This is a genomic window from Flavobacterium sp. I-STPP5a, assembly GCF_009764685.1.
GTDB lineage: Bacteria > Bacteroidota > Bacteroidia > Flavobacteriales > Flavobacteriaceae > Flavobacterium.
The window spans coordinates 1-19,190 of the sequence record NZ_VHLM01000063.1 but is presented as its reverse complement, the minus strand read 5'-3'; the positions used below and the strand labels follow the sequence as shown (position 1 = coordinate 19,190).

Genomic DNA, 19,190 nt, shown 5'->3' with positions numbered 1-19,190 from the left:
TCAAATATAATAAAAAAAATACTATGCACGCATAATAAAAACGTTTTTTTTATTAAATATTTATTAAATATAAAAAAACATTATTGAATATGAGAACTTTATAGCGTTAAGTGTCGTGGGAATGGATCTGATCACTTTGTTGTAGCCATTAAATTCTACACAAAAAAAAGCCACAAGCAAATCTTGTGGCTGATAATGGGAAACATTATATTTTAAATTTATTAAAATTAATATTATGAATTTAGGACCTCATATTAATTGTAAATCTTATTAAATAAGTCGGCATATTTTTGTAAAACTATTTTTCGTTTTAATTTAAGGGTAGGAGTAAGTTCTCCACCTTCTATAGACCACACATTTGGGGTAAGTTCAAAACGTTTTATTTTTTCCCAATTTCCAAATTTTTCATTTAAAGTATCTACTTCTTGCTGAATGCGTTCTATGACTTTTTCATTGGCTACAATGGCTTCATTACTGTTACCTAATTCAATTTTATGAATTAAAGCCCATTCTTTAATGAAATCAAAACTAGGTTGAATGAAGGCTCCTGGCATTTTTTGCCCGTCACCTATTACCATGATTTGCTCAATAAAGCGAGATTGTTTCATGGTATTTTCAATAAGTTGTGGTGCAATATATTTTCCTCCTGAGGTTTTAAACATTTCTTTTTTACGATCTGTTATCTTCAAGAATCCTTCTTTGTCAAATTCTCCTATGTCTCCAGTATGAAAGTAATTATCTGTAATTACTTCGCTTGTTAGTTGTGGGTCTTTGTAATAACCCATCATTACATTAGGACCTTTGCAAAGAATTTCACCATCTTCCGCAATCACTACTGATACGTTATCAATTACTTTTCCTACCGTACCTACTCTAAAACCTTTATTTCTAATGTCGTTTACAGATATTACAGGAGAAGTTTCAGTTAAGCCATATCCTTCCATAACCGGGATTTCTGCTGCTGCAAAAATTCTGGCTAATCTAGGTTGCAAAGCAGCACTTCCAGATACCATCAGGTCAAGTTTTCCGCCTAAACCTTCTTTCCATTTGCTAAAAATTAGTTTTCGCGCAATTTTAAGCTGGAATTCATACCAAAATCCGTTTTTGCCGTAAGGCTCATAAACAAGACCTAAATCAATAGCCCAGAAAAAAAGTTTTTTCTTTATTCCTGTGAGTTCTGTTCCTTTGGCATAAATTTTATCATATACTTTTTCAAGAAGTCTAGGAACAGCAGTAATTACCGTAGGTTGAACCTCTTTAATGTTGTCACTAATGCGTTCTATAGATTCTCCAAAATAAATAGATACACCATAATATTGGTATAAATAAAGGATCATTCTTTCAAAAATATGACAAATTGGTAAGAAGCTCAATGCTCTACTTTTTCCTGCTTCAAAAGGAATTCTTTTGGCGCTGTCTAACACATTTGAAACTATGTTTTGGTGCGATAGCATTACGCCTTTAGGCCTTCCTGTTGTTCCAGATGTGTAGATGATTGTGGCTAAATCTTCTGCTTTTACTTCGTTTTTACGTTGTTCTACTGCGTCTTGATAGCTCATGTCTTCGCCTAAAACTAGCAATTCTTTCCAGTTAGCGCATCCTTCGATTTCGTTAAAAGAATAAATTCCTTTTAGGGTAGGAACATTTTTTTGAACCAAAAGCAGTTTTCGTAAAACCTCACTATCTGATACAAAACAGTATATAGATTCAGAGTGGTTCAAAATATATTCGTAGTCATCCTCAGCTATGGTAGGATAAATAGGTACAGTTTGCGCTCCTGTTTGTAGCACACCAATATCCATTACATTCCATTCGGTTCTATTATTGGTAGAAATAATAGCTATTTTATCATTTTTTTGTATTCCTAGTTTGATCAATGCACGAGATATGGCATTGGCATTAGCAATATACTCCTGAGTAGAAGTTTTAATCCATTCTCCATTTTGTTTGGTAACCAAAGCATCTGGAATAGATGTATATTTTTCTTGCTGGTAGTAAGGGAAATCAAAGAGGCGGGTGATATTTATCATTATGGAAAAGTTGTTTTGATGTGCAAATTAAAAAAAAATTAGTGATAAATTTTTAAAATTAGAAATTTTATAGTGAAAATTAATCATAATTGATGTTTTATAGCGCTCAATTCAGGTTTTCTACTACATTAAGGGGTAACTATAAATACATTATATGACGTTCAATTATGTAATTTAGAACTATATTAATACTTTTAAAAAATATTGAATTTACTTGTTGCCCTGAGTTGAAAAGGAATTAATTCGCTTAATTATTTTGATTTAATTAAGCGAATATAATGTAAACAAGAAATATTGACGTTACCGTATTTGAGTACTAATTCAAAATATCAGAAATCGAACTACAATATTTTATTTAACTTCATTAAAGAACTAATTCCCCAAAAAAAAAGCTTCTTAAATAATTTTTTTGCTAAAGTAATATTTAAGATACATTAATTTTTATTTATATTTGTAATGATTATCATAAAGTATATATATGAACTACACGCTCCATCAACTACAAATATTTCTCAAAGTAGTTCAAACCAAAAGTGTTACTAAAGCAGCCGAGGCGTTGCATCTTACTCAACCTGCAGTTTCTATTCAATTAAAAAATTTTCAAGATCAATTTGATATTCCTCTTTCTGAAGTTGTGGGTAGAAGGCTTTACATCACTGATTTTGGTCAAGAAATTGCAGATGTAGCGCAAAATATAATCAACCAAGTGGAGACTATAAACTACAAAACAATGGCCTTCAAGGGGCAATTGAGTGGTAGATTAAAAGTGTCAGTAGTGTCTACTGGTAAATATGTTATGCCGTATTTTTTATCTCGTTTTATGAAGCTGCATTCAAGTATTGAACTTCAAATGGATGTGACTAATAAAAGTATGGTTTTAAGTAGTCTTGAAAAGAATGAAATAGATTTTGCCTTAGTTTCTGTTTTACCTTCTAATTTGAATGTGGAACAATTAGACCTTTTGCAAAATAAATTGTATCTCGTTGCTAATTCAAATTTAGACTATTCAAAACTTAAAAGTTCCAGTGCTATTTTTGATGAAGTTCCTCTTATTTTTAGAGAAAAAGGATCGGGAACACGCCAATTAATGGAAAATTTTATAGATAAAAATGCTGTTATGATTCCTAAAAAAATGGAATTAACCTCAAATGAAGCAGTAAAACAAGCTGTAATTGCAGGACTAGGATGTTCTATTATGCCACTTATTGGAATAAAAAATGAGTTGGCTAATAAAGAACTTCAGATTATACCGTTTAAAGGATTACCTATTACCACAACTTGGAGTATTATATGGCTTAAAGGAAAAAAACATGCACCAGTGGCAGCAGCATTCTTAGCGCATTTGGCTGATGAAAAAGCAACTATTATTAAAGAAAAATTCAACTGGTCTGAAGGGTATTAATTTTTTTTTTTGGTACAACCAAAAAAAATAGCCTTACTTTAGGTAAGACTATTTCATTTATATTAGGAGTTATAATTTTTATGGTAATAAAACTTTATCAATGATATGAACCACACCATTGCTGCATTGGATATCAGGAATAACCATGTTAGCTGGAATAGTATTACCATTACTTTTAACTGTAAATACTCCGTTTAAGAACGGGCTGTATGTTAAAGTACCACCACCAGCTGTTGTAGCTGTTGTTGCAGTTTGCTCAGATGTAAATTTACCACCACTAATTGCATGGTTTAAAAGTACTTGTGCTAATACTGCCTTAGGAGCATTGGCTACGTCTTGTATTGTTGCAAAACCAGCGGCTTTAAATGCAGCATCTGTAGGCGCATAAATGGTAAAATTATTATTAGGATCTGCTAGTGTAGGTGCTAATCCAGAAGAAATAACAGCTTGAACTAAAAATGTAAGTTCTGGTGATTTAAAAACTTTAGAATCTTTAAGTAGTATTGCTGATTCTACAATGTTTACTCCGGTTGCAATCATTACTTTATCTATAGCGTGTACTGTTCCGTTACTTGCTGCTACGTTGGTAAGAATTATTTTTGATCCGTTGATGTATAAATCACTTCCTCTACTAATAAAACGTCTGTTTATGGCTAATGCAGATGCAGATGTACCTCCAGCAGTAATTTGGTTTGCCATTAAACTTCCGTTAGAAACGTGGTATAATAAGGTATTCGTTAAAAAACTGTTTTGCAAAACGCCAAGGCTTCCACTATTTACAAATCCTAATTTTGCAAAAGCATCATTAGTAGGAGCAAATACGGTATACTGTCCAGATGGATCGTTTGGGTTGTTGTTGCTTAGTACACCTGCAACTCCACCTTGAACGGCAGCGCCTTCAAGAGTACTAAAATTTGCGTTTGCTACTGCAATTGCTGCAATACTTGGTTTCTCATCTTGGTAATCATTCTCACATGATGACAATGTAGCTAGTAATGTTAGCGCAACTACGACGCTTTTTATGTTTACGTTTTTCATTTTTGTTATCTGTTTTTTATTAAAATTTGTATACTAAACCACCGTATAAACCAGTTGCTTTACCTACGTTTCTACCTTCAATTAGCGTGCTTGCACCTGCTGAAATACCTACCGCTTTAGTAATTGGGGTATAAAGATTTAATCCTATTTTGGTATAATTTACTTGGGTGCTTGGGAAAAAACCTGTGAATCCCTGTCCAAGGATATCAACTCCGCTTGTTGATGTTTGGTTAGCAATAAAAGCATCAGCGTAGAATAATGATGCTGCATATCCTAATTTTACTTCACTTGAATAAGAATTTGGAACTTCATCTGAAGCAAAGTTTCCAGCAAATTGCGCGGATGCAAATACTCCCGAATTCATTTTATACATGGCCATACCTGTTGTGCTTACTGTTGTAGAACGGTTTCCAATAGCGATGATAGATTGTAATCCTTCATTGACATTGTAATCTCCTAGCGGTGTTTTAAGTCCTAAAGCTCCGATTAGGCGGAGCGATGAGTTGTCGAAATCAAAATAAAACGGACTGTACTTTACAAAAACAGAAATATCTTGAAGACCTTTTCTTTCGTTTTCAAAATTATTGTTTGTCAATACTTCTTGTGATGCATTACCAGTTGCTGTGATGTATGGTAAAACCATAACTACATCAACTTGGTCTGAAATTCCATAAACACCATAAATGGATGCGCTAGTAATTTTTACATCATTAAATACAGGAACGCTCTCAACTTCTTCTGGAACCAGAAAAACATTATCATATTTCTCAAAACTATAAGAAAGCGCAACATTTCCCTTTCCTTTTCCTTGCATAAAACCGCTAATTGGGCTTTGTGAAAATGCAGTGGTTACACATCCTAGTGTTGTTACTGCAAGCAATAGTACTATTTGTTTTTTAATCATAATGGTTGTTGTTTATTGTTGAACTTTATTTTTTCATTTACGGAGATACTTCTCTTTTGGTTTTATTTTTGTTGAAAAGAAATCAATTTATTTATAAGTGTTAATTTTTCAATGTGTTATGCTTGCTAAAGTAAGGATTGCACACCTCCCTGTAAAGTCTCTTTCTTAATTTTTATTTATTTTAAATAAATCCTGTATCGCGTTGTTTTAAGTAATTAGATTCCGTGAAGTATTGTATTAATTCTAGTTTAATTGAGATTCTTTACTAGTTAACGTTCAAAATAGTGATGAAGATCAAAGTATTATATAAAAAAAGGCGCTTTTGTAAAAAAAGCGCCTTCTTAAAAGTTAGTTTCACTAAAATGATATAACTTATTTTTTATTTTCTATCCAAGTTCTGGCATTTACAAATGCTTCTAACCAAGGTGAAACTTCATCTTTTTGATCTCTTTCTGGATAATTAGCCCAGTTCCAAGGGAAAGTAGAACGCTCAATATGTGGCATCATTACTAAATGTCTTCCAGTGGTGTCACACATCATGGCTGTGTTGTAATCAGAACCATTTGGATTAGCTGGATATTCTTCGTAGCCATATTTGGCAACAATGTTATAGTTTTCTTCAGCCATTGGTAAGTTGAATTTTCCTTCACCGTGAGAAATCCAAACACCTAAAGTAGCTCCTTCTAAAGTAGAAAGCATTACCGAATTATTTTTCTGAATTTTCACAGAAGTAAAACCACTTTCATGTTTGTGCGAATCGTTGTGTTTCATTTTTCCATGCACTTCATGTTCTGGATTAATCAACTCTAATTCCATCATTAACTGACAACCATTACAAATTCCAACAGAAAGTGTGTCTTCTCTTTTGAAGAAGTTTTTTAAGGCCGTATTCGCTTTTTCATTATATAAAAAGGCTCCAGCCCAACCTTTTGCCGAACCTAAAACATCTGAATTGGAGAATCCACCAACAGCTCCAATAAATTGAATGTCTTCTAAGGTTTCTCGTCCAGAAATTAAATCCGTCATGTGAACGTCTTTTACATCAAAACCTGCTAAATACATCGCATTCGCCATTTCACGTTCCGAATTACTTCCTTTTTCGCGAATAATTGCTGCTTTTGGTCTGTTCGTATTGGAAACTACTGGTAATTTTCCATCAAAATGCGATGGGAAAATAAACGATAAAGGTTGATTCGCGAAATTTTCAAAACGCTCTAATGATTTACCGTTTTTAGTTTGTTTCTGGTCTAATAAGAAAGACGTTTCAAACCAAATTTCTCTATATTTTTTTGAAGAGAATTCAAATGTGTCTTCATGATTTACAATAGAAATAGTATCCGAATTCGTAACCGATCCAATATTGAAAATTTCAACACCATTTGCTTTAAATGTAGCTTCTACTTCAGCATCCGCTTGGAAAACTACTGCAATATTTTCAGAGAATAACAATTTGGTAGAATCCTTTTCGTTAATAGAAGTTAAGTCGAAATTCGCACCTAAATTCACATCTGCAAAACACATTTCTAATAAAGTTGTGATTAATCCACCACTTCCAATATCATGTCCTGCTTTGATTTTTCTATTTTTAATTAAATCTTGTAACGTATTAAATGCCGTTTTAAAGAATGCAGCATTTTTGATAGTTGGCGTTTCATTACCTACTTTATTTTGGGTTTGATTGAATGAAGAACCACCTAATTTAAACGAATCTTGCGATAAGTTTAAGTAGTAAATGTTTCCACCATTTCGTTGTAAAACTGGTTCTACAACTTTCGTAATGTTTGAACAATTTCCAGCAGCAGAAATAATCACTGTTCCTGGTGCAATGACTTCATCATTCGGATATTTTTGCTTCATCGAAAGCGAATCTTTTCCGGTTGGAATATTGATTCCTAATTCGATAGCAAAATCTGAACAAGCTTGAACCGCTTCATATAAACGAGCATCTTCACCTTCATTTTTACAAGCCCACATCCAGTTTGCCGATAAGGAAACAGAATCTAAACCATCTTTCAATGGTGCCCAAACTAAGTTAGAAAGCGATTCTGCAATAGCATTTCTTGTACCAGCAACTGGATCAATTAATGACGAAATAGGAGCGTGGCCAATGGATGTTGCAATTCCTTCTTTTCCTTTGAAGTCTAAAGCCATTACACCTACATTATTTAAAGGTAATTGTAACGGTCCAGTACACTGTTGTTTCGCTACTTTTCCACCTACACAACGGTCGACTTTGTTAGTTAACCAATCTTTACAAGCCACAGCTTCAAGTTGTAAAACTTGCTCTAAATAGGTTGGAATTTCTTTTGAGTTATATTCTGAATTGCTATAATTTCTAACAATTGTTGAATCAGTCATAATGGTTTTTGGCGAACTTCCGAAAAAGTCTTCCAAAGCATAATCCATAGGTTTTAAACCTGTAGATTTCGATTCGAATGTAAATCTGTGGTCATTAGTAACTACACCTACTTCATACATTGGAGAACGTTCTCTATGTGCAATTCGTTGTAAGATGTCCATGTCTTTCGCACCAATTACTAATCCCATTCTTTCTTGAGATTCGTTTCCGATGATTTCTTTAGCAGAAAGCGTTGGATCGCCAACGGGTAATTTATCTAAATCGATTAATCCACCTGTTTCTTCTACTAATTCAGACAAACAATTTAGGTGTCCACCTGCACCATGATCATGAATCGAAACAATTGGATTGTGATCACTTTCCACTAAACCACGAATAGCATTTGCGGCACGTTTTTGCATTTCTGGATTAGAACGTTGGATGGCATTTAATTCAATTCCTGAACCAAAAGCTCCTGTATCTGCAGAGGAAACCGCAGCGCCACCCATTCCAATTCTATAATTTTCTCCCCCAAGAATAACAATTTTATCACCTTCTTGTGGTTTCTTTTTAATCGCTTGATCTAATTTTCCGTACCCAATTCCACCTGCTTGCATGATTACTTTATCGTAACCAATTTTGCGATTTTCTTCTTCGTGTTCGAAAGTTAAAACCGAACCAGTAATTAAAGGTTGCCCAAATTTATTTCCAAAATCCGAAGCTCCATTTGATGCTTTAATCAAAATATCCATTGGCGTTTGATACAACCAAGGACGTTCTGCCATAGCTTCTTCATACTTACGATTGTTAGTCAATCTCGAATAAGAAGTCATATAAACTGCAGTTCCAGCTAATGGTAACGAACCTTGTCCACCAGCCAATCTGTCACGAATTTCTCCACCTGAACCAGTTGCAGCTCCGTTGAAAGGTTCAACTGTTGTTGGGAAATTGTGTGTCTCTGCTTTTAAAGACAATACAGAATCAAATTCCTTTTCTTCATAAAAATCAGGTTTGTCTGCACTTTTTGGTGCGAATTGTGTGACTTTCGGACCTTTAACAAAAGCTACGTTATCTTTATAGGCTGAAACGATATCGTTTGGGTTTTCTAGAGATGTTTTTTTGATTAACTTAAATAGGGAAGTTGGTTTTTCTTCTCCATCCACTACAAAAGTCCCGTTGAAAATTTTGTGACGACAGTGTTCTGAATTGGCTTGTGAGAAAGCAAAAATTTCAGAATCTGTTAGTTTTCTTTCTAATTTGGTTGCTAAATTATCTAGATATTCTACTTCTTCTAAACTTAAAGCTAAACCTTCTTGTTTGTTATAGGCATCAATATCATCAATTTCTAAAATAGCTTCTGGTTGAATAGCAATTGTAAAAATGTCTTGATGTAATTCGGTGTATTTTTGAAGTAACATCGGATCAAAATCAGTGAATTCAGCAGCTACTTTTTCGAATTCTTCAATTCTAATAATTCCAGAAATCCCCATGTTTTGGGTGATTTCCACTGCATTGGTACTCCATGGAGTAACCATAGCGGCACGTGGTCCAACAAAAAAATCCGTTAGTACGGATTTTTCTAGGATATGTGCGTCGGCAAAAAGCCAATTGAGTTTTGAAATGTCTTGAGCTGAGATTTCGTTTTGCGTTTGTACTGCAAAAACGGTTTTACTTTGGTTTTCAAAGAAATGAATCATTGTTGTGTAGTTTGTTGTATTGCGGTGCAAATTTAGGTAATTAAGATTAAATTCAACGCATAAAAAAAGCGGCAATTTTGCCGCTTTTAGTATTATTGAATAATGAGTTTTTTTATAATCTCGTTTGAGTCAATTTGTAATCGTACGAGATAAGTTCCTGGTGTGCTATTCGGAATCGTTATTTCAGATTGAGTGGTGTTTTTCAAACCGTAAATTTTTTGACCAAGAATAGAATACACTTCAATTGAATAAACAGTATTAGCGTTGTTGATACTAAATGTGCCTCGTGATGGATTAGGATATATCTCTACCGTATTTGTTAATGTATTTATGCTGTTTGTTGGAGTTTTACTTGTAGTTCTACTGCCTAAGTTAGAGCAGGTGTCTAAAGCAAAGACATCCCATTGAGTAGCTTTGTTAAAAGTGGTTGAAGGCGCCGTTACAGTCGCTTTTCTGCGGATAGTTTCATCTATAGAGAAATTGGCAGTTCCTCCATTAAAAGTTCCAATGATATCTATAAGAACTCCGTTTTTAAACAAACCTACAGCGTCGTTTCCGTTAAAAGTCATTTCGGTTGCGGATGTTGACAAGTTGGCTGAACTCGTAGGATAACAACTAGAAGCCATTAAACTGTTCACAATAGTGTATTTTCCACCACTGCTGATAGTTCCTGTTAAAGCCAAACCGGTACTCCATGCTCCAGCGCCATTCGCTTGCCTCTTGATACTATATAACGACAAATTGACTGATGTACCTGTTGCATTTGAAATCTCTAATGCTTTGTTGTTTGAAGAGCCTTCAATGTATTCAGAGAAAAGTAAATCAGTTGCGGTGTTGTTTGAATTGGTAACAACAGTCACTGTATTACTCACACCAGAAAGATTTCCTGCTGCATCTTTTGCTCTTACAGTAAAGGCATAGCTAGTAGCTGCTGTTAAGCTACTAACCACCGTGTTTAGCGTTGTTACTGTAGTTCTTAAAACACCATTAACATATACATTATAACCTGTTACTCCTATGTTATCAGTTGAGGCATTCCATGCAAGTGTTACTGATGTTGTAGTTTTAGCTGTTGATGTTAGTGATGTTGGTGTGCTAGGAACCGTAGTATCGGTTGTACCACCTCCTGTAGTTCCACCCCAAATAGCGTTAACGTAAGCGGGGTTGTCTATAAAAGGATTTCTATTACCTTGTCGTGCATAAATAGCATTGTTTCTTTCAATTTCTCTTGAACTTACAGGATCATTAGCATGCCAAGAAAGAAGTACGTTTAAAAAAGCAGTTGTAAAAACTTGATTGCTACTTCCATTAAACATAGCAAAAGGATAGCTAGCTACCGTATTTTCATAACGTGTAGCAAAATAAAAATACATACGAGCTATATCGCCTTTGAAAGCCGCGGCAGGTTCAAAAACAGTTCCAGTATATCCAGAAACAGCACTTGTGCCTAATTTACTTCCGTTTAAAGTGGTTGTTGAAGCTGTTGCTACATTTCCGTGCGGAAAATTAGATCGTAAACCGTTTACTTTTCCATCAGTTGGCGGAATAAAATGGGCATCCGATACCATAGGTGCTGCCGAGTTAAACACAGATTGCGGAATCATGTGTTCTCTGTTGTAGCAATCACCTTCTACTGCATAAGTACCACATTGCTCTGTTGTAAGAATAAAAGTATATGGATCAGTTCCATTTTGATTTTCAGAATACAAGTCGAAAATAGTGTTGTCATTTTCATTTTGATGGTCTCTATCCGATGTTGCATAGGTGGTCCATAATCCGGCATACCCTTGATCAGTATGGCCTTTTATTACATTGTATAGTTGGGTTTTTAAAGTGTATCCCGTTCCCGTTGCTGTACTGTAATAGCCGCTCGGTGCTTGAGCTGACGCAATAGATATAAATAAAAATAGTAATGCATTGTAGATGTGTTTCATAATTGTGTTTTAAAGTAGTTTGCTTTGTGTTTGTTTTAAATACCTTACAAGTTGTTTATGAGGGTTTTAAGATGACGCAAATTTATAATTTTAAACAGCTTTAATGTTATGAAATTGTAAAGATAAGTACGATTTTGTTATATAATATTGTAAATAATTATCAAAAGTAAAATTATTCTTATTTTAATTTACGAATTTTGTATTTTTAATCCGCTAGTGTATTTTATAGATTTTTTTTAGAATTCATTCTAAAAGAATATTTCTTACATCCTCTATTTTTAAACTTTATAAGATGTTATAATAGTATTTTAATTCTAATTAAATTGAAAAATATGGATATAAAAAAAGCGGCACTCAGTGCCGCTTGGTATCTTCTAGAATGCTCTTAATTTACAATCAATTTTTTTGTAAATGTTTTGCTTGAAGTTGTAATTTTAACAATGTAAATTCCTCTTTCAAGACCATCTAAAATTGCTGTGTTACTATTGTTAAAGTTTTCTTCAAATACTTTTTGCCCTATAATTGAATACACTTGAACAGCATATTTTTCGTTTTCACTTGGGAAATTGACTTTTACCACTCCGTTTGATGGGTTTGGATAAAGCAAAATTCCGCTGCTTTCAAAATCTTCGCTAGATAAAGTTGTTACTGTGTGAGTACCTATTCCGTCACAAGTATTGCTTGCGAAAGAGTCCCACTCTGTAGTTTTGTTAAAAGTAGTATTAGGAGCAGTAATGCTTGGTTTTCTACGTATGGTAACATCTGCGCCAAATTTTGCTGTACCACCGTTGAAAGTTCCAATAATATCAATTAATACTCCGTTTTTGAATAGTCCCATAGGATCATCTCCATTAAATGACTCTTGCGCTGACGATAAATTAGCATTTGCTACCGTATAACATGTTGTTGCCATTTGTGGATCAACCAAAACAAATACAGCACCCGAGTTTAGTGTTCCTGTTAAATTTAATCCTGTTGTCCATTCTCCAGCACCATTAGATTGTTTTTTAATGGAATAACCAGTCAAATCAACAGCAGCGCCTGTGAAGTTAGCTATTTCTAATGCTTTGTTAAAACTACTTCCTTCTACATATTCAGAAAAGAAAAGTTCTGTAGCGCCTGATCCGCCTGCAGGTGCAGCAGTAGTTGTTACTGGTACTGATTCACTAGCCACAGATAAGTTTCCAGCCTCGTCTCTTGCTATAATGTAAAACGTATAACCGGTCGATGGCAGTAATCCGGTTACAGTTTTAGTTAAGCTAGTGGAAGTGGTTTTTAACGAGCCATTTAAATAAATATCATAACCAGTTACAGCAACATTATCAGTGGCAGCGTTCCATGTCAAAGTAACAGTATTAGAAGTTGTACTACTAATGGTTAAATTGCTAACTACTGAAGGGGCTTGCGTATCTCCGGGTTCCGTAGTTCCTACTACTGATTCACTTGCCACAGAAGAGTTTTTCTCGTCGTCTCTTGCTATAATATAAAACGTATAATCAGTTGAAGGTAGTAACCCAGTTATAGTTGCAGTTAATCCAGTGGAAGTAGTTTTTAATGAACCGTTCAAATAAACATCATAACCAGTAACGGCGACATTATCAGATGCGGCGTTCCATGTCAATGTAATTGTATTAGAGGTCTTATTGCTAACCGTTAAATTAGTAACTGCTGAAGGGGCTTCTGTATCTGCAGGTTCTGTTGTCCATACAGCTGCAACATAATCTGGGTTGTCAATATATGGATTTCGGTTGTTTTGACGTGCATAAATTGCATTGTTTCTCACAATTTCTCTTTCACTTACAGGATCTTGATTGTGCCAAGCAATCAATTGAGCTAAAAAAGCGGCTGTAAAAACTTTCCCAGTTGAGTTATTAAACATTGGAAAATTATAACTTGCAACGGTGTTTTGATAGCGTGTAGCAAAATAGAAATACATACGCGCAATATCTCCTTTGAATTCATCAATAGGTTCAAATACTGGTCCGCTGTATCCTGAAATGGAACCTGTGCCTAGTTTACTTCCATTCAAAGTTGTTTGTGATGCAACTGTAACATTTGCATGCGGGTAATTGGAACGTATAGCGTTTACTTTTCCATCTGTCGGAGTAATAAAGTGTGCATCAGATACCATAGGAGACTGGTCGTTGAATATAGATTGTGGTATTATATGTTCTCTGTTGTAGCAATCTCCTTCTTTGGTGTAATTTCCACATCTTTGTGTTGATGCGATGCTATAAGTATACGGATCAGTTCCTGCAGGGTTTTCTGAGTACATGTCTAATACTGTTCCGTCTTTTTCAAAAAAATTATCTATATCAGATGTCGAATAAGTTACATATAATTCTCCATATGATAACGTAGTATGGCCTTTTATAATATTGTACAATTGTGTTTTGAGGGTGTAACCTGAACCTGTTGCAGTAGCGTAATACCCAACTGGAGCTTGGGCAAAAACAACAGTAAAAAATAATAAAAAGAACAAAGAGTAAATTTGTTTCATAATCTGATTTAAAGTTAGTTGAATTAAAATTGATTTGTTTTTGGTTTTAAAAATCGCGCAAAACTACTACTTATTTCTTAAATGTAGGTTTCTAAATCTTCAATTCAAATAAACTTTATTTTTTTACGGTAGAAAAAATGTAAATAAATGATTTACAGTGTTTTATTTCGGTAAAACTTTGTTTTGAAATGCTCCTAAATCCGGCGGAAGTGTTCTTGTATTTCCAATAATATCTTGATTTATAAGATAAGACGTATTTCCTTTGGCGAAAGCCGCCGAAGTATTATCAATATTTAATTTGTTTTTTGATATGCTTAAAAATTTAGGGTCTTTATTGAGTAAAATAGCATTATAGTGAGCAGGATCTGTATCAAATAGATATAAAGGATTTGTAATTGCAGTACTTGAGCGGTTATCAAACTTAATCAAGCAATTGTTAAATTGGTATTCAAATGCAGCTGTTGTTTTTTTACTCAATGTCATTTCGGTTGCATACGATCCGTAAATAATACAATTATTAAATTGAGCTTTCGTAAGGTCTTTAGCCTCTGGAACAGCACCCGTAATAAAATTGCTTACAATCAAAGCTTGTTGTTGTGAGCTATTCCAGTTGTTGTTAAAAGTGCAATGTGTAAAAAGGTAACTACCTCCATAAGTACAAGCAAGGGTTGCTTGTCCTGCTGCATTTATTACAATGTTTTGACCTTCAATTTTTGCGGTCTGCGCCAATATTCCGTAGTTGCTGCTGTTGTAAATTTGGGTATTCTTAATATGAACTGTGGATCCGTCATTATTTTGAATCAACAAGCCTATGCTGGCATTTTTTATGGTTAAGTTTTCAAAGCTGTTGTTAGTACTGCCGCTGCTAAGCCATACAGTTCCCCATTGTCCGGGCACGTCAGCAAATGCGGGTTCTAATCGGTCGCCTTCAAAAACAACTTCGTTTTCCATTTTAGGTGTTAAGGATTGTTTTCCTTTGACTTGAATAGATCCTTTATTGGCCACTACAATTCCCGAATTGGCATGAAAATAAACACGAGCGCCTGCTTCAAAAATGGCTGTCTTTTCTGGAGGCACTGCGGCGTAACCATAAATTACATAGGATTTTGTTTTGGTAAAAACCAATTCGTTGCCATGTACAGGATCATTTTCGTTGAGGTAAAAACCATTTATTTTTTCATTACCCACAGGAAGTGTTTCGGTTGTTCCATCGGCAAAGCGTTCGGGATATAAAAAAATAGCATCTTGAACAAGCGTAACTAGTTCTACGTTTTGTTGATTGCTTCCACTGTCAAATTCAATTTGATCAGTATATAAAAACGTATCCGAACTGACATCAGTACTCGCTGCGGTAGTTTCTATAAAAATAAATAAGCTGTCGCGCGCAAGTATGGGAACATTACTAAAAATTTTCCCATTGTTTCCTTGTAAACCGTCAACTGTCATTCGGTATTTTGAATTCAAACCTTTACCAAGTTTTATGGTAGGGATTGAAATATCATTTTTACTGCGGTTATATACCTTTAGCATGTAGGTGCTTGAGCTGATATTTGAAAAAACAGTATCCAGATAAACGGTATCTTTTGAAAATTTTAAATCACCAGTACTTGCTACTGTTTCAAAATCAGATCGGCAAGAACTGAAAGCAATTGTTAGTACACCAAATAGGATAAGTAATTTGAAACGCATGGTAATTTTTTTGTAAAAATAACAAAAATCTATTTTGTAAAACATATTAACAATTGTATTTGCGCATTGCTATTGTTACTTTATTTATTTTTACATTCTTAAACCAACAATTATGACTTTCGATAAAGAGAAAATTTTAAACTACTGCAATCATGTTTCTAAAAACACTTTAATGCAAACGTTGCAGATTGAGTATGTAGATGCTGGTGAAGATTTCTTAGTAGCTACTATGCCAGTTAATGCTACAGTTCATCAACCTATGGGATTGTTGCATGGAGGTGCATCTGTAGCATTAGCAGAAAGTGTAGGAAGCGCTGCATCTATGATTTATGTCAACTCGGATGTTAGCGAAGTACGCGGAATTGAAATATCTGCCAATCATCTTAAAGCTAAAAGAGAGGGAATTGTTACGGCAACAGCTCGAATCATTCACCGAGGTAAGAGCATTCACTTGTGGGAAATCAAAATTACAGATGAAAATAACGCTTTAATTTCACTTTGTAAATTGACAAATATGGTGCTTCCTAAACGTAAAACTACCGATAAGTAATGGATGAAATGTTCCAGAAAGTACAAAATCATTTGCTTGACAAGCTACCCTTTGTTTTGTACAGGAAACCCAATCAAAAAGAAATTACGGGTTATTTACAACAAGAGGATACTTTATTTTCTATTAATGATTTTAAAGAAAAAGGATTCGTTATTTCTTCATTTGATGGAGCAAATACGTACTATATCCCTGAAGAAAAAGCCGAAAAATTCCAATGGAAGTACCAAGAATCATTTATTCAAAAGGAAGAAAAAAGCGTTCCTTTTTTTGAAAGTAAAGATAAGGAAGTATTTGTAAGCGTGGTTAGTAAAGGGGTTCAAGCTATTAATAATAAGGAGTTTGAAAAAGTAGTATTGTCTAGAAATGAAATTGTAGCTCTAGAAAATAAAAGTGTATTTGAGATTTATGAATCCTTGGTGTATAGCTATCCTACCGCTTTTGTCTATTGTTTTTATCACCCAAAAATAGGCGCTTGGCTGGGCGCAACTCCAGAATTACTGCTAAATATAAAAGAGGGTGTTTTAAAAACCATTTCACTGGCAGGAACTCAAAAAAATGCTGGTACTCCAGCTGTTTATTGGCAAAACAAAGAAATTGAGGAGCAGCAATTTGTGACTGATTTTATTGTTTCAAAATTGCAGAACGAGTTGGAAGCAGTTACAGTGTCTAAACCTTACAGTTATCAAGCGGGTTCTTTATGGCATATTAGGACAGATATCTCCGGAAGAATTACACCTGAAACATCATTTAAAAAGACAATTCAAGTCTTACATCCTACACCAGCTGTATGTGGCTTACCAAAGGAAAGTGCTAAAAAATTTATTATTGAAAACGAAAATTACGATAGGGAATTTTATACGGGTTTTTTAGGTGAGTTGAATTGTGATGTGGATAGCGGTCAACAAAACGCTGATTTATATGTAAATCTGAGATGCATGCAAATTAAAGCTAATGAACAGGAACTGATAGACAAGCAAAGTATAAAACAAGTACATTTGTACATGGGTTGCGGTGTAACAAAAGACAGTATTCCCGAAAAAGAGTGGGAGGAAAGTGTTAATAAATCCATGACCATGAAAAAAGTGTTGTAATCATTATCATATCAATTAATAATAATAAAAAAGTATGAAGCTAGACATATTAGCCTTTGGCGCTCATCCAGATGATGTAGAGTTAGGATGTGCAGGAACTATTTTAAAAGAGATCTCACAGGGTAAAAAAGTAGGTATTATTGACTTAACTCGCGGAGAATTGGGCACGCGTGGCTCTGCAACCATTAGAGATCAAGAAGCGGCTGCTGCTGCAAAAATACTCGGCGTAACTGTACGAGAAAACTTGGGGATGCGTGATGGTTTTTTTGTAAATGACGAAACACACCAATTAGAGGTAATTAAGATGATTCGGAAATACAAACCTGAAATAGTGTTGTGTAATGCCGAAGACGACCGTCATATTGATCATGCTAAAGGAAGCAAATTGGTATCTGATGCTTGTTTTTTATCTGGGTTAGTTAAAATTGAAACTGCTCTAGTTGGGGAAGTACAAACGGCTTGGCGCCCAAAACTGGTATATCATTACATTCAATGGAAAAATAGCGTTCCAGATTTTGTGGTGGATATTACAGGTTTTACAGATTTAAAAGTTGCATCTATATTAGCCTATGGTTCTCAATTTTATGATCCTAATTCAACAGAACCAGAGTCGCCAATTTCAAGTAAAAACTTTCTAGAAAGTTTAAATTACCGTTCTAGGGATTTGGGAAGGCTCACGGGCGTAGATCATGCTGAAGGTTTTACGGTAGAAAGATGTGTGGCTGTCAATAGTTTAGGTGATTTGATCTAAAAATGATGTAAATTTTTTTAAAAAATTTTTAAAAAACGTTTGCAAAAGTAAACTTTAGTTGTATCTTTGCCACCGCTAAGCAAATGGTGGTTGTAGCTCAGCTGGTTAGAGCATCGGTTTGTGGTACCGAGGGTCGCCGGTTCGAACCCGGTCATCCACCCAAAAAAGCAAAAGCCTCGAAGAAATTCGAGGCTTTTTTTGTATCTATAATTCAGCTACATTTTGTGGGTTTTAGAAATATTATAAAGCCTATTTTTTTTGATGTGTGGTAAAGGAGTCGTTTAGTTTTCTAATGGCTTAAAACAGGATTAAAATAGTATTTAGTTGCACTCAATAGTTTAATTTGCTTTGGAAGGAAAGAGATCTGTTTAATGTTTATAAACGGTTAGGAAGTACGGTTTGTACTGCTAGATTGTTTTGGGTTTTGAATAAAAAAAATACGCCTCAAAATAATTGAGGGCACTGAAAAAGTCCCTCGAATAAGGAAAATGAAAATAACTAAAAAGGAGCGAAAACACAATGGTTTCGCTCCTTTTAGTTATTACAAACCCCTTGTAATCTAAGAAGATTAAATTTGACTAAAAAAAGACGATTAAATAAAATCAAAGCCTTATTTAATCACTTTTTTTAATGATTTTTGAAAACAGGGACTTTTTCAGTGCCCTCTAGCCCGACCCGCAGTTTTTACGGACGGTCATGCCCAAAAACAAAAAACCCTCACATTACTGCGAGGGCACTGAAAAAGTCTTTTTTCGAATAAATTGATAAATAAAAGAAGTAGAAAGCTTAGTATTTCTACTCCTTTTTTGGTATATTTAGCTGTAATTATAAGAGCTTTTAGATGTTAGTACAACAGCAATCAATACAGTTCAGTGAACATTCTTCTTTATATGATTTAATTATTCCAAAGAATAACATTCTGAGAAAAATCAATGATTTAATAGATTTTTCCTTCATTTATGATGAATTATTAAATAAGTACTGCACCAATAATGGACGTATGGCAGAAAGCCCTGTTCGTATGTTCAAGTATTTGCTTCTTAAAACAATTTACACTGTTTCCGATGTTGATGTAGTGGAACGTTCGCGTTACGATATGTCCTTTAAATATTTTTTGGATATGAATCCAGAAGAAGATGTTATCAATTCTAGTTCGTTGACAAAATTTAGAAAACTACGCTTGAAAGACACCGACTTATTAAATCTATTGATAAATAAAACAGTAACTATTGCTATTGAAAAAGGAATAATTCGTTCGAAGTCTAT

Annotated in this window: 12 protein-coding genes and 1 tRNA gene; 6 read left to right on the top strand and 7 right to left on the bottom strand. The window is 34.3% G+C overall.

The window, feature by feature from the left end; genetic code table 11:
• Nucleotides 1-254: 254 nt before the first annotated feature.
• Entirely contained in the window at nt 255-2,030 is a 1,776-nt protein-coding gene (locus FJV36_RS12570) for a long-chain fatty acid--CoA ligase (RefSeq protein ID WP_158729442.1), read from the bottom strand.
• 478 nt (nt 2,031-2,508) lie between these two features.
• Between FJV36_RS12570 and FJV36_RS12565 the strand changes: the two genes are divergently transcribed.
• On the top strand, nt 2,509-3,432 hold the full coding sequence (locus FJV36_RS12565) for a LysR family transcriptional regulator (protein WP_158981177.1): 924 nt from the start codon (nt 2,509-2,511) through the stop codon (nt 3,430-3,432).
• A gap of 78 nt (nt 3,433-3,510) precedes the next feature.
• On the opposite strand, the gene FJV36_RS12560 is transcribed toward FJV36_RS12565, so the two are convergent.
• The 6 genes from FJV36_RS12560 to FJV36_RS12535 all read right to left on the bottom strand — a co-directional run bounded on the left by FJV36_RS12560 (nt 3,511) and on the right by FJV36_RS12535 (nt 15,532).
• Nucleotides 3,511-4,470, bottom strand: a complete 960-nt coding sequence (locus FJV36_RS12560) for a fasciclin domain-containing protein (RefSeq protein ID WP_158981175.1) — start codon at nt 4,468-4,470, stop codon at nt 3,511-3,513.
• Nucleotides 4,471-4,489: 19 nt separating this feature from the next.
• Nucleotides 4,490-5,374: a hypothetical protein gene (locus tag FJV36_RS12555; RefSeq protein ID WP_158981173.1), complete on the bottom strand. Its 885-nt coding sequence runs from the start codon at nt 5,372-5,374 to the stop codon at nt 4,490-4,492.
• A 372-nt stretch (nt 5,375-5,746) separates the two neighbouring features.
• A complete protein-coding gene (gene purL, locus FJV36_RS12550) occupies nt 5,747-9,409 on the bottom strand; it encodes a phosphoribosylformylglycinamidine synthase (protein ID WP_158981171.1) in 3,663 nt (1,220 codons plus the stop codon).
• 92 nt (nt 9,410-9,501) lie between these two features.
• Entirely contained in the window at nt 9,502-11,343 is a 1,842-nt protein-coding gene (locus FJV36_RS12545) for an endonuclease (RefSeq protein ID WP_158729437.1), read from the bottom strand.
• 385 nt (nt 11,344-11,728) lie between these two features.
• Entirely contained in the window at nt 11,729-13,843 is a 2,115-nt protein-coding gene (locus FJV36_RS12540; protein ID WP_158729436.1) for an endonuclease, read from the bottom strand.
• Between the two features lie 162 nt (nt 13,844-14,005).
• Nucleotides 14,006-15,532, bottom strand: a complete 1,527-nt coding sequence (locus FJV36_RS12535) for a hypothetical protein (protein ID WP_158729435.1) — start codon at nt 15,530-15,532, stop codon at nt 14,006-14,008.
• Nucleotides 15,533-15,644: 112 nt separating this feature from the next.
• On the opposite strand from FJV36_RS12535, the gene FJV36_RS12530 reads away from it, so the two are divergent.
• The 5 genes from FJV36_RS12530 to FJV36_RS12510 form a co-directional block, all read left to right on the top strand.
• On the top strand, nt 15,645-16,082 hold the full coding sequence (locus FJV36_RS12530; protein WP_086453826.1) for a PaaI family thioesterase: 438 nt from the start codon (nt 15,645-15,647) through the stop codon (nt 16,080-16,082).
• On the top strand, nt 16,082-17,173 hold the full coding sequence (locus FJV36_RS12525; RefSeq protein ID WP_158729434.1) for an isochorismate synthase: 1,092 nt from the start codon (nt 16,082-16,084) through the stop codon (nt 17,171-17,173). The genes FJV36_RS12530 and FJV36_RS12525 overlap by 1 nt, the downstream gene beginning before the upstream one ends.
• 34 nt (nt 17,174-17,207) lie before the next feature.
• Complete coding sequence (bshB1, locus tag FJV36_RS12520) at nt 17,208-17,924, top strand: bacillithiol biosynthesis deacetylase BshB1 (RefSeq protein WP_158729433.1); 717 nt, start codon at nt 17,208-17,210, stop codon at nt 17,922-17,924.
• An 86-nt stretch (nt 17,925-18,010) separates the two neighbouring features.
• Nucleotides 18,011-18,084 (top strand) — tRNA-His (locus FJV36_RS12515).
• A gap of 681 nt (nt 18,085-18,765) precedes the next feature.
• On the top strand, nt 18,766-19,190 hold a 425-nt coding region (locus FJV36_RS12510; RefSeq protein WP_199251040.1), incomplete at its 3' end, for a transposase.